Source organism: Pelagicoccus enzymogenes, assembly GCF_014803405.1.
GTDB classification, from domain to species: Bacteria; Verrucomicrobiota; Verrucomicrobiia; order Opitutales; family Opitutaceae; genus Pelagicoccus; species Pelagicoccus enzymogenes.
In genome coordinates this window covers 84214-97112 of sequence record NZ_JACYFG010000055.1, presented here as the reverse complement: position 1 = coordinate 97112, position 12899 = coordinate 84214, and the positions used below count along the sequence as shown (strand labels likewise).

The window sequence follows — 12899 nt, the reverse complement described above, 5'->3', positions numbered from 1 at the left end:
GGGTGGTTCTACACTTCGGTAAGCGCGTTAGGTCTCAGTAGAGGCCGGTGAGCTCAATCAGCGAGGCGGATTCGCCATCATGAGAGCCGAGGGTGAGGCCGACGTGATGGATTGAAGGGAGATCAAGGATTGCGGTTCCGAATTCGTTCCAGTCGACCCCGTTGGGGGACCATTGGTAGGAGACGGTGTTGCCTTGCCGTTCGAGGGCGAGGTAGCAACCGGCGGGGAGTTCCGGTCCGCTGAGGGTGGTGATCTTGGCCCCGTCCCCAGAGCGGGTCAGGGTCTCGATCTTGCCGTAGCCGTTGAGGGTGACGGCGGCGATTGGAGAGTCGGGTTCGAGGGAGGCTCGCAGGGAGAGCCCGGTGCGGGCGGAGGTTCCATCGCCCACGAAGGCGTGGATCTTGGCGACAATGCGGCACGATCCGACGCCGGTCCACTGGTAGAAATTGAGTTGGTCGTGGTATTGCTCGAAGCCGCGTCCTTGGGCGGTCAGCTTGTAGAGGCCGGTCGCTTGGTCGAGGGTGGAGGAGACCTGGGAACTTTCGACTCCGATGGCGGCTTGGCTGCCAGATGCGCGGTAGTAGGAGAGTGAAGGAGCCAAGAGGGGTTCGGTGCTTTCTAGGATTTCGAGCACCGCGATGGAGTTGGTGTTTCCGGAAGATGCGAGAAAAATGCCGACCAGAGGGGTGCTGCCGAGCGCGACGGGAACCTTGCTGCTTGGTGACCAGTCGTATCCGTCCCGGGAAGCGCTCAGCCAGCAATAGGAACCGCGGCGGCGTATTTTCAGGTAGCGGGTGTTGGGATGGGAACTGAGCAGCTCTCGGGTTTGCGAAATGTCGTTGTTTTTTGGGCGCCAACGAGCCTGAGCGGCGCCGTTGGCCGTGAGCAGCGCGGCCCCGTAGGCGGAGTCGGGAGCGAGGCTGCTTCGAACCATGATGCCGCAGGCGCTCTCCGGAGATCCACCGGAATGGAAAGGGACGCGGACCACGATTTGGCAGTCTTGCTCGATGGGAAGGTAGGTAAATTTGAAGGAGTCCGAGCGGGGGCCCAAACCGCTGCCTAGGGAGATCAGGGCATGGAGCCCAAGGCTGTCGTAGTATTGGTATGCGTCTTGGATTGTCGAGGAGCCGACGGTGGTAGTGGGCAGGCTGCTCGCGGAAAGCAACTGACCGTTGAAGAGGAGCTTCTCGCTTTCCTCCGAAACGGTTTGCAGGGTGCGGTCGATCGTTTCGCTGGCGCTTTCGACCAAGGCAGCGACGGTGGCGCTGATGGTGTCGGTGTAGCCGGAGAATCCGAAGGCGTTGAAGGCGCGTACGCGGTAGTGGAAGGTTTTTCCCTCGGTCGCGTTCGGATCGGTGAATTTGTCGACGTCGGCTGGAACGCGACCGATTTCCTGGAAGTGAATTCCGTCGATGGAGCGTTCGATAGCGAATCCGTCTTCGTTGCTGGAATTGTCTTTCCAGTTAAGCGATACGCTGGCTTGGGCGCTGTGAGCGAGTGTGAGTGCGGCGAGGATTTGGACGTGACGAGTGAGGGCGTCAGGAAGGAGTTTCATCGAGGATCGGTTGGCAAGCAGGAGTTGGCATGGGTGTTAAAGGAACGCATGCCTTGTGGGTGGCTTCCCTAGCGATGTCTCTACCAAAATTGGATCAAGCGTCGTGATTGCGTGGATACACGAAGAAGCTCGCGTTGTTCCCTAGGGGGATTGTGTTATCGTGGTCCAACGTTTTGACTAGAGTCTATTTGCTGGCCCACGTACGCAAATTTAGGGGGGGGGCTGGTATGGGCGTAAAAAAGAGCAGCCGGTGAGGGCTGCTCTTTGTGAGATTGGGTTGGTGTGAATAGGTCGTCTTCGGAGAAGCCGACCCACCAGTTAGATGAGGGCGAGGATGCTGTTGAGCGTGGAGCTCGGGCGCATGGCGGCGGAGGCCTTCTCGTCGTCGAAGTGGTAGTAGCCACCGGCGTCGACTTCGCTGCCTTGGACGGCGATGAGCTCTTCCACGATCTTGTCCTCGTTCTTGGTAAGGGCATCGGCCACGGGCTGGAAGGCGGCGGCGAGCTCGGCGTCTTCCGTTTGGGCAGCCACTTCCTGGGCCCAGTAGAGGCAGAGGTAGAAGTGGGAGCCGCGATTGTCGATGCCGCCGAGGCGACGGGTCGGGGACTTGTCGTTCTCGAGGAATTTTCCGGTAGCGGCGTCGAGGGTCTTGGCGAGGACCTTGGCCTTGGCGTTGCCAGTGGTTTCGCCGAGGTGCTCGAAGGAGACCGCGAGGGCGAGGAATTCGCCGAGGGAGTCCCAGCGCAGGTAGTTTTCAGCGAGGAACTGCTGGACGTGCTTGGGAGCGGAACCGCCGGCTCCGGTTTCGAAGAGGCCGCCGCCGTTCATGAGGGGAACGATGGAGAGCATCTTGGCGGAGGTGCCGAGCTCGAGGATGGGGAAGAGGTCGGTGTTGTAGTCGCGCAGCACGTTGCCGGTGACGGAGATGGTGTCGAGTCCCTTGGCCATGCGCTCCACGGAGTACTTGCAGGCGGCCGCGGGCGGCAGGATTTGGATGTCGAGGCCGTCGGTGTCGTGGTCCTTGAGGTAGGTGTTGACCTTCTCGATGAGCTGGGCGTCGTGGGCGCGGTCGCCGTCGAGCCAGAAGACGGCGGGCGTGTTGGAGGCACGAGCACGGGTGACGGCGAGCTTTACCCAGTCGCGGATAGGAGCGTCCTTGGCTTGGCAGGCCCGCCAGATGTCGCCGGCTTCCACTTCGTGGGAGAGGAGCACGTTGCCGTTGGCGTCGACGATGGAGACGGTGCCGGCTTCAGCGATTTCGAAGGTCTTGTCGTGGGAGCCGTACTCTTCGGCCTTTTGAGCCATGAGGCCGACGTTGGGCACGGTGCCCATGGTACGTGGGTCGAGAGCGCCGTTCTTCTTGCAGAAGTCGATGACGGCTTGGTAGACGCCGGCGTAGCTGCTGTCGGGGATGACGGCGAGGGTGTCGGCTTCCTTGCCGTCCTTGTCCCACATGATGCCGCCGGAACGGATCATGGCGGGCATGGAGGCGTCGATGATGACATCGGAGGGAACGTGCAGGTTGGTGATGCCCTTGTCGGAGTTGACCATGGCGAGGTCAGGTCCGTTGTCGTAGGCGGCTTGGATGTCGGCCTCGATTTCCGCCTTCTTGTCGGCTGGGAGTGTTTGGATTTTGGATACGAGGTCGCCGAAGCCGTTTTTGAAGTCGACTCCGAGCTCGGAAATAGTGTCGGCGTGCTTGACGAGCAGGTCCTTGAAGTAGGCTTGGACGCCGTGGCCGAAGATGATGGGGTCGGAGACCTTCATCATGGTGGCCTTCATGTGGAGGGAGAAGAGCACGCCTTCTTGCTTGGCGGCTTCGACTTGCTCGGCGAGGAAGGCGTCGAGGGCCTTGGCGGACATGAAGGTGCCGTCGAGCACTTCGCCTGCTTGCAGGGCGAGGCCGGACTTGAGCACTTGCTTTTCGCCGGAGGCGGAGGTGAAGACGATCTCAGCGGTGGTGGCCGCGGGCAGGGTGACGGACTTCTCGTTGGAGGCGAAGTCGTTTTGGCCCATGGTGGCGACGCGGGTCTTGGACTCGCTGGTCCACTTGCCCATGGAGTGCGGGTTTTTCTTGGCGTAGTTCTTTACGGCGTTGGGGGCGCGGCGGTCGGAGTTGCCCTCGCGGAGGACGGGGTTGACGGCGGAGCCGAGGACCTTGGCGTAGCGGGCCTTGGCTTCCTTTTCCTCGTCGGTCTTGGGATCGGACGGGAAGTTGGGAATGTCGTAGCCGTGCTCCTGGAGTTCCTTGATGGCGGCGGTGAGCTGGGGGATGGAGGCGGAGATGTTGGGCAGCTTGATGATGTTGGCCTCGGGAGTCTTGGCCAGTTCGCCCAGTTCTGCGAGGTGGTCGCCGATGCGCTGCGCTTCTGTGAGTTTTTCCGGGAAGTGAGCGAGGATGCGGCCAGCGAGGGAGATGTCGCGCGTCTCTACGGAAACGCCTGCGGACTTGGCGAAGGCCTGCACCATGGGCAGGAAGGAGTAGGTGGCGAGCGCGGGCGCTTCGTCAGTCTTGGTGTAGATGATGGTGGATTTTTCTGTGCTCATGTTTGTCGAGACCTCGGATAGTTTCCCCTGCAATCAAATAGAGGGGAGTTCTTGCGTATGCGGAATCGGGAATGGGTCAACAAGATAGGCGGGTAAAGTCGGTCGAGGCAGCTGCGTTGTTCGCTAGGCGAACGATCTAGGAGGTTTACAGTACAACATCAGGAGGAGCTAAGGGTCTTTCCTTTGGGGTATTTCGTAGCTAATCGCAGGGTTCCGGATTATGTCTCGACTCCGAATGTGGTTTAGGCAGGTTACGGGCGTCTTATCCTTATCGTGAACCAATCCCTATCTCGCAGTGCCAACAGGGTCGCGCGTTTCGCGTGCATTGCCCTTTTCCCTCTCTCAATATCTTCAGCTCAGGAGGCATTGACGCCTCAAGACCTGATCTCCCGCGCCCTGGAAAACAACTTGGGGCTCGAAGTCAGCCGCTTGGACGCGGCGATCAAGGAGGACAACCTTCGCGGCGAATGGGGCCGCTTCGCTCCCAGCATCGGAGTGGAGATCGGCACCGACCGCTTGTTCAAGCAGCTCAACGCCCAGGACCTCAGCAGCTCCTCTGCCTTCAATCCGCTGGATCCCGAGTACAACCACGAGAACTACTACGCCCGCGGCAAGCTGGGCGGGCGCTTGCCATTCGGAAGTACCTATGAGCTCTCTGGTGGCTCGGGACGCTTGGAGAGCACCTATACGCGTCGCGCCAGCGCGTACTACGATCCTGAATACACGTCTAACGTGAAGCTGACGGTGACCCAGCCTTTGCTGCGCAACTTCGGCTTGAAGGTGAATCTCGCGCCCATCCGCTTGGCCAAGGCTGAGCTGGAAGTAGCCCGCTTCGAGACGCGTTCCGCGATCGAAACGGTGGTGGCCAGGGTGTTGCTTGCGACTTACGAGACGCATTTTTCGATCCGCAACCTCGAGGTGAAGCAAGAGTCGATCGATCTTGCCAAGGCCTTGTTGGAAGAGAACAAGAAGCGGGTGGAAGCGGGGCGCATGTCGCCCATCAACGTGACGCAAGCCGAGGCCCGCGTGGCGGAAGCGGAAGCGGAGCTGATCGAGGCGACCGCGTTTTTCAAGCAACGCCAGAACCAGCTGCAGGAGCTGACCCAAGAGAACTACGTGCTGAATGCGGCGGACTACGTTTTGGCTGATGTCGAAGGGGCCTTGCCGAATGTACCGGGCAGGGTGGACCACGATGCGCTGGCGTCGGTGATGCTGGAGAAGAATCCGGACTACTTGGCGGCTATGAAGGCGGCGGAGAACGAGGGAATCCGCGTCGTCTACAGCAAGAATCAACGCTACCCAGAAATCAATTTGCTCATGTCGGTGGGCACCAGCGGCTTGAACGACGACTGGCGCGGCTCGGTTTCGGATTTCGAAAATCGCGAAGACGTGGACTGGAGCGTAGGCTTGGCCTTCAACATGGCTTTGGACAATCGCGCTGCCAAGTCTCGCCACCTCGCGTCCAAGAAGCGCGAGCAGCAAGCTCTCTTGAAGGTGAAGCAGTCCGAGGTCCAATTGTTGGGCGCTTTGGACAACGCGATCTACCAACTGGAAGCGGGCATCAAGCGTCGCGACTTGATCGAGCAATCCGTGGAGCTCGCTCGCGAAGCCCTGAAGGCGGAAGAGCGCCGCTTGGAAAACGGCAAGGCCACCAACTACGAAGTGCTTAACCAGCAGCGCGAGCTCAGCGTTTCTCGTACGCAAGGCCTCGCGGCCGAGGTGGAAGTGCAAAAGGCTTGGATCCAGTTGTTGCTTCTGCAGGGCGAACTTTCCGAGGTGCTCGGATACGACTTTAGCTTCGCCGAGAAGGGCGAAGCGGAATAGAAATATCTTAGAATTAACTGTTATTGAAGTGGTGCTTGTTGCTCGAGGTTTCGATTTTGTAGGGCCGTCGCTTGCGACCTGCGGGGAGCCTTCGAACCGATATCCTGCAACGCGGCGTGGCGCGAGCGCCAGCCCTACGCTCACACGGCAAGTTCCTTAACAATCTGAATTACCCCAAATCATTTATGTATCCACTTTATCGATTCGTGCGCTTGCGGAGCTTGTTCGCTGCAAGTTTAGGTTTCCTCGTTAGCTCAAGCCTGCTCGCGGAAACGCGTTGGGTGGAAGGCATCAGCCAACCGATGGAGCGTATCACCGTGAGTTCTCCGGTGGAGGAAATCGTAAAGTCCGTGTCCGTCTCGGAAGGGGACGAAGTGGAAGCGGGACAGGTTTTGGCGGAGCTGCTTTCCTCCCAGGAGCGGCTGGAGGTCGAGCGTTTGGAAGTGCTGATCGAGAAGGCGGAAGTCGATTTCAAGGCGACGGCTGACCTCGTGGCGGAACGCATCGAAAGCGAGGACAAGCTGGTGGAGGCCCGCACGGCGTTGCAGAGCCTCAAGATCGAGCGCGAGATCGCTCTTAACGATGTGGAGGAACGCATTATCCGTTCTCCCATCGCGGGCGTGGTGGTTTTTCGTTTGAAGGACCCGGGCGAAGCGATCGGGCGAGTGGAGCCGCTGTTCGAAGTGATCAAGTCGGACCAGCTCAAGCTGCAGTTCTTCATGTCGGCTTCCGACTTGCCGGCTTTACAGGTGGGCGGCGAAGCGGAGGTGCAATTCCCCATCGCCAAACCGGGCCAAACCTTCACGGCGCGGCTGGACTTCGTGGATCCGCAGATCGACTCCCGCAGCGGACTTTTCCGGGTGCGCTACGTCTTCGACAATACGCAGGCTGGGGTGAAGCCCGGCGCCCGCGTGCAAGTGAAACTCGACTTGGGGGATCAGTAACGCTCCATGGAATCGGAAGACAGATTTGATGCGGCCAGCTTCGAGAAATTGCTCGGAGACGCGGTGGATCCGGTAAGCTTTTGGAATACGCTGGCTCGTTACCTTTCCCAGCAGTGGGAGTTGAAGCGCGCGCTGGTGCTGCACGTGGCTTCCGCCTCGGAAGTGCGCTTGCTCGGCCAGCACGGCCAAGGGGGAATGTCGGAGCTGCCGCAGAGCGTGCGCCGCGCGGTGGTGGGCGAAAAGCCGGAAGGCGCCCAGGTCATAGAAGAGGGCGCGGAACGCTGGCTCGTTGCCGGCTTGGAGCGTGCGGATGGCGTTTCTCTGGTGCTACTGGCCGAAGGACGCGAAGGCCTGCAGCAAGATGCTGCCAAGGTCGTATCCCTGGCTCAGGCCTTGGTATCCGGCTCGGAGGCGAAACAGGCGGCATTGCGTTCAAGTCGTTCGCTGGACCAATTTTCCAAGATCGTTGACCTCGGCCTCCTTTTGGGGGAGTCGGTCAATTTCGATCCGGCGGCCATGACGCTTTGCAGCGAGCTGGCCCACCACCTCAAGGCTATGCGAGTGACCTTGTCGTGGAAATCTGGCGACAAGTATAAGCTGGTCGCCACCAGCCATGGCGGTCGCGTGCGCAACGACACCGAAGCCGCTGGCTCCTTGCTACGCCTGATGGAAGAGGCGGCGGACCAATCCTGCGAGGTCGCTCACCCGCCGCTGGATGGCGATGCCTTGAATCTGCAGCACCGTTTGTATTCGGAAAGCAATGCCAACTGCAGAGTGCTTTCCTTGCCGATTCGTTTTGAAGATGGATGTGTGGGCGTTCTGACGGTTGAGCATCCACAGGAAGATGCTCCGGTTGGGCAAGAGGACATCGAAACCTTGCGAGTCATCCTCGACTTGGTTGCTCCTCGCCTAGAAGAGATGCATCGCAAAACGGGCTGGTTCGGGGCGCGTATCTGGCGCCGCTCCCGCCGTTTTTGCGCAGGTTTCATCGGCTATCGCCATACCGGTTGGAAGGTGACCGGCTTGTTGATCGTGGCTTTCATGCTGGTCTCGCTGGTGGTGCGCATGGAGCACAAGGTGAAGGCGTCCTTTATTTTGAAGTCCGAGGCATCGGCTTTTTTGACAGCTCCATTTCCTGGATACATCGACCAAGTTCACCATGACGTAGGCGATATCGTGCAAGCAGGCGACTTGTTGCTGGATCTAGATCGCCGTGAATTCGAAGTTCAACTCGCGGAATTGGTGGCTAATCGCGACCGCAACCTCACCGATGCCCGTCGCCTTGAGGGCGAAGGCGAGCTGACCGAGATGCGCTTGGCTCAATTGGCAGCCAAGCAAGTGGATGCCAAGATCGATGTACTTGAGTATCGCTTGTCCAAGACTCAGGTGCGAGCGCCTTTCGATGGCATTATCGTGGAAGGCGACTTGCGCGAGCGGCTCGCTTCGCCCGTGCAAGCTGGCGAAACGCTTTATCGCATCGTGAAGCTAGAAGGGTTGTACGGGGAGCTGCGGGTGGACGAGCGGGACATCAATTACCTTTCCCCAGATCAAGTGGGGCAGATGGCTTTTGCGAGTCGCCCTTACGATCGCTATGACGTGAGGCTCGAGCAGTTCGAACCGGTGGCGATCATCGAGGAGTCGGGAACCTATTTTCGTGTCCGTATCCATTTGGAGGATGCGCCTGACGATTGGTGGCGTCCGGGCATGAGCGGCGTGTGCAAGGTGGATGCAGGCAAGCGTTCGCTGGCGTGGATCCTGATGCACCGCACCGTCGAATTCTTCCGCATGCTTTTCTGGTTCTAGTTTTCGAGCGAACTCATGAGTACGGCCAACGGAGTTTTTGACGAATCCTGGTATCGGGTGAAGGACTGTCGCTTGCGACTGCTGCCCGGGATCGAGTTGGTGCGTCAACGCTTCAAAGGCGAGCAGTGGTACGTGGTTTGCGATAAGCTCGGCCACCAGTATTTCCGTATCCGCCCGGAAGCCTACAAGTTTGTTTGCCACCTCGAAAACGAGAACTGCGTGGAAGACGCTTGGAACGAGGCTTTGCGGGTGGATCCGGAAAATTCGCCCAGTCAAGGCGACGTGGTGCAGCTGCTATCTCAGCTCTACCGCTCCGGTTTGCTGAGAGGGGATCGCATGGCGGATATCGAAGCCTTGGCGGAAGTGCGCAAGACTGAGAAGGCCACCAAGACCAAGCAGCAGTGGGCCAGCTTTCTCTTTTTGAAGATCCCGCTCTTCAATCCGGATCCTTTTTTGAAGAAGACGATAGCCCTCTTCAGCTGGTGCTTCGCTCCGTTCGGATTTATAGTTTGGCTGCTTGTCCTTGCTTTTGGAGTACAGGCTTTGGCTTTGAATTGGGGTGAATTCAAGGACGTGTCGGAGGGTTTGCTCGGACTGTCGAATCTACCGCTGCTGTACTTGGCCATGATCATTACCAAGACCTTGCACGAGTTCGGCCACGCCTATGCCTGTCGCCGCTATGGTCGCGAGGTACCGGAAATGGGGGTGATGCTGCTCGTGTTCAACCCGCTGCCTTACATGGACGCATCCGCGAGCTATGCCTACACGCACAAGCATCGCCGGGTGTTGGTGGGGGCGGCAGGCATGTATGTGGAGATCTTTGTGGCAGGCTTGGCGATCTTGTATTGGGCCAATGCGGGGGACGGAACGATGTCGCGCCTAGCTTACAACATGGCGATTACCGCTTCCGTATCCACGATCCTGTTCAATTTGAATCCGCTGCTGCGCTTCGACGGCTATCATATATTGACGGACCTGAGCGAGACGCCGAACTTGCAGATGCGTGCTCAGCAGCTGATAAAGTTTGCGGTGAATCGCTATGGCTTCGGCTTGCGCGGGCAACCGGTGCCGGCGAATAGCCTGGGGGAGGTAGTCGGGCTCACGACCTTCTTTTTCGCCAGTTGGATCTATCGCATGTTCCTTTTGGTGAGCATTCTCTTTTTTGTATCCAAACAATGGCTAATCGCGGGCGTGATCATTGCGATCGTGTTTGCGGTGATGTGGTTGGTAGTGCCGATCGTAAAGGGCGCTCGCTATGTAATCTCGGGGACAGAACTCATGAACAATCGAAGCAGAGCAGTATTGGTTTCAGCGGGCAGCATTTTGGCGATCGCCGCATTTCTCACCTGGGTTCCCTTGCCGCACTATTTCCGCACCGACGGTATCGTACAGTCGAATCCCTTCGTGAACGTGTATGCGGGGACCGCGGGCGAGCTTGTTTCGATTGATACGCCTTCCGGATCTATGGTGCAAGCGGGGCAGTTGCTGGTCAGTTTCCGCAATCCCGAGCTGGAGCAGGAGGCCCACTTGGTGGAGTTGGAATACGAGCGCTTGCTGCTCTTGATCCGTTCCGACCAAAGCGTGGACGGGGCTCAGTTGGAAGGGCTGCTGGCCAAGAAAGAAGCCCTTCTGGTGCGTCGCGAGGAAGCGAAGCGTCGCCTCGCCGAGCTGCAGGTGAAGGCGCCGGTATCCGGCCGTTGGATCGCTCCCGGCTTGCACGAGTACGAGGATGGCATGGTGGCACGCGGGTCGCCGCTTGGATTTGTGCGTGGTGAGCGGGAGTTTCGTTTCTCGGCGGTGGTGCGCCAGAAGGACGTGGATCGCTTGTTCACGGAGATAGGGGACACGGCCGAAGTGAAGCTTTTTGGCCAGGAAAACGTAACCATGCAGCTCAGCAAGGTGACGCCGATTCCGGCCGAACAAAGCCAGCTGCCATCCGCATCGCTGGGCGTTATGGGTGGCGGTAATGTCGGGGTGAATACGAACGAACGCTCCGGTTCCACCAGCTCCGAACCGTTTTTCGAGATACGTTCCACCTTGCATGTTCCCGAGGGACAGATTGCCAACCACGGGCAGCGCGGAGTGGCTCGGCTGCGCTTGCCAAATCTCCCGCTGGGTCGCCAATGGTACCTGCGGGTGCGCCAGGCCTTCCAGAAAGAGTACCAACTCTAAAATAGTTGCATGAGCAATCCCTTCCAGCTCCAGGCTCCCAGCGAGTTCCAGCACCGCTTCTTCGAGAAGCCGGTTCCGGCGCCTTTGAAGGGTATGGACGTTTGGGCGAAGGGGGTTGCGGGGCGTTGGTCTCGCCGCGCTTCGGTGCGCAAGAAGTGGCAGGAAAAAGTGGATACTGCTCTCGGCTTGCTGGCGGATCTGAGAGATTTGAGCGACGCGGCCTTGGACTCGGAACTGCAGCGTTGCGGAGCGGCAGCTCGGTTGGAGGGGCCGCTTTGCCTGAAGCCGACGGCGGAAAGCCTGGCTTTGGTTTGCGAACTCTCGCGCCGCAGCCTCGGACTGACTCCCTATCCGGTGCAGATGCTGGCAGCCTTGGCCTTGTGCCAGGGGTACTTGGCCGAAATCGATACGGGAGAGGGAAAGACTTTATCTTTGGCCATGGCGGCCTCGCTGGCCTGCATGGGCGGCGGCTATTGCCACATCGTGACGGCCAACGACTACTTGGCGGATCGCGACGCCAAGATCATGTCGCGACTGTACGATCGCGTGGGCTTGGAAGTGGGATCGGTGACCAGCCAGTCGGAGCCGGTCGAACGTTCCCACGCTTACGCGAAGCAGGTCGTCTACACTACGGCCAAGGAAGTGGCGGCGGACTACTTGCGGGACCGCATTTTCTTGGGCGAAGCCAACTGTTCGGGACGTCGCTACAGCGCTAAGAGACTTTCCGGTAGGGGCCGCAACTATGTGGGCATGGTGCAGCGCGGGCTATTTCGTGCCTTCATCGACGAGGCGGATAACGGCTTGATCGACGAGGCAACGACTCCGCTGATCATCAGTCGCCAGCAGGACATGGATGATCTGGAGGCAGCCTGCCGGGCAGCTTGGTTCGTGGCTTCCGAGATGGAGGAGGGCAGGGATTTTCGAGTTTGGGTCCAGCAACGTCGCTTGGAGTTCACCCCGCAAGGCCGCCAACGCGCCCGCGAATCGGGAAGCTACCCGGACGCAGCGCTCTGGGAATGTCCCACTCGCCGCAGCCAGCTGGTGCAGCTCGGCCTGGAGGCACGCCAGTTTTTCCTCAAGGGCACCCACTACATTATAGAGAAGAAGTATCTCGGCACCTCGACCAGCCCGATCGTCATCGTAGACGAGAGCACGGGACGTCCTATGCCGAACCGTAGTTGGAAATTGGGGATGCACCAGATGGTGGAGGCCAAGGAAGACCTGCCCATGACGCCGCCGACCCAGACCATTGCCCAGATCAGCTTCCAAACCTTCTTCCGACGTTACGGTCATCTGTCGGGGGCGACGGGCACGGCGAAGGAGATCGCCGACGAGGTCTGGCAAACCTACGACTTGGCGACGGTGCGGATTCCCCGTAACAAGCCCAAGCGAGTAACGGACCGAGGCATGCGTTTCTTTCTGACCGTCGACGACAAGGAAGACGCTATCATCGAAGAGATCAGACAGCGCCAATCCAATGGGCAGCCCGTCCTAGTCGGTACCCAGAGCGTAACCGCCAGCGAGCGCTTGGCTCGGAGGCTCAACATCAATGGAGTGCGTTGCGAGGTATTGAATGCGGTGCGTATCGAGGACGAGGCCAAGATCATCGAGCAGGCAGGACAGCTTGGACACGTGACCATCGCTACCAACATGGCCGGCCGCGGGACCGACATTAAGCTCAAGGCCGGAGTGGAAGCCTTGGGCGGCTTGCACGTGATCGCCACCGAACCGGCTAGCAGCCGTCGTGTGCATCGTCAGCTTTTTGGACGAGCAGCCCGTCAGGGAGCTCGCGGCTCGACCAGCGCGTATTACTCTTTCGAGGACGAGTTGCTGGTGAAGCAGCTGCCTAGCTCGGCCTTGCGAGTCTTGAAGTGGTTCAACCGAGTACCCCTTGTATCCGGATTGTCACGACTCGGGCTCTTTTACGCCCAGCGTCGAGCGGAGAAACTTGCCAAGATCGCTCGCAAGGCAGTGATGAAAAACGAAAACGAATTGCGTTCGTCCCTCGGGTTCTCACGGGGAGAGAGCACCCAATGAAACTAGGGTGTTTGTGA

General features: G+C 59.3%; 7 protein-coding genes. 5 read left to right on the top strand and 2 right to left on the bottom strand.

Annotation, left to right across the window (positions count from 1 at the left end; genetic code table 11):
• Nucleotides 1-34: 34 nt before the first annotated feature.
• Together IEN85_RS22185 and IEN85_RS22180 are read right to left on the bottom strand one after the other, a co-directional pair.
• Entirely contained in the window at nt 35-1555 is a 1521-nt protein-coding gene (locus IEN85_RS22185; protein WP_191619304.1) for a fibronectin type III domain-containing protein, read from the bottom strand.
• Nucleotides 1556-1873: 318 nt separating this feature from the next.
• Entirely contained in the window at nt 1874-4102 is a 2229-nt protein-coding gene (locus IEN85_RS22180) for an NADP-dependent isocitrate dehydrogenase (RefSeq protein WP_191619303.1), read from the bottom strand.
• A 366-nt stretch (nt 4103-4468) separates the two neighbouring features.
• Between IEN85_RS22180 and IEN85_RS22175 the strand changes: the two genes are divergently transcribed.
• The 5 genes from IEN85_RS22175 to IEN85_RS22155 all read left to right on the top strand — a co-directional run bounded on the left by IEN85_RS22175 (nt 4469) and on the right by IEN85_RS22155 (nt 12882).
• Nucleotides 4469-5926, top strand: a complete 1458-nt coding sequence (locus IEN85_RS22175) for a TolC family protein (RefSeq protein WP_224772841.1) — start codon at nt 4469-4471, stop codon at nt 5924-5926.
• Between the two features lie 185 nt (nt 5927-6111).
• Entirely contained in the window at nt 6112-6870 is a 759-nt protein-coding gene (locus tag IEN85_RS22170) for an efflux RND transporter periplasmic adaptor subunit (RefSeq protein ID WP_191619302.1), read from the top strand.
• A gap of 6 nt (nt 6871-6876) precedes the next feature.
• Entirely contained in the window at nt 6877-8673 is a 1797-nt protein-coding gene (locus tag IEN85_RS22165) for an efflux RND transporter periplasmic adaptor subunit (protein ID WP_191619301.1), read from the top strand.
• A 15-nt stretch (nt 8674-8688) separates the two neighbouring features.
• The gene (locus IEN85_RS22160) at nt 8689-10845 is read left to right on the top strand and encodes a peptidase M50 (protein ID WP_191619300.1); all 2157 of its coding nucleotides are present in this window, start codon (nt 8689-8691) and stop codon (nt 10843-10845) included.
• Nucleotides 10846-10854: 9 nt separating this feature from the next.
• A complete protein-coding gene (locus tag IEN85_RS22155) occupies nt 10855-12882 on the top strand; it encodes a preprotein translocase subunit SecA (RefSeq protein ID WP_191619299.1) in 2028 nt (675 codons plus the stop codon).
• Nucleotides 12883-12899: the final 17 nt, after the last annotated feature.

Bases quoted from the DNA above. Each gene is read 5' to 3' on its own strand.
- IEN85_RS22180 (WP_191619303.1), bottom strand. From the start codon at position 4,102: ATGAGCACAGAAAAATCCACCATCATCTACACCAAGACTGACGAAGCG.
- IEN85_RS22165 (WP_191619301.1), top strand. From the start codon at position 6,877: ATGGAATCGGAAGACAGATTTGATGCGGCCAGCTTCGAGAAATTGCTC.
- IEN85_RS22155 (WP_191619299.1), top strand. From the start codon at position 10,855: ATGAGCAATCCCTTCCAGCTCCAGGCTCCCAGCGAGTTCCAGCACCGC.
- IEN85_RS22160 (WP_191619300.1), top strand. From the start codon at position 8,689: ATGAGTACGGCCAACGGAGTTTTTGACGAATCCTGGTATCGGGTGAAG.
- IEN85_RS22185 (WP_191619304.1), bottom strand. From the start codon at position 1,555: ATGAAACTCCTTCCTGACGCCCTCACTCGTCACGTCCAAATCCTCGCC.
- IEN85_RS22170 (WP_191619302.1), top strand. From the start codon at position 6,112: ATGTATCCACTTTATCGATTCGTGCGCTTGCGGAGCTTGTTCGCTGCA.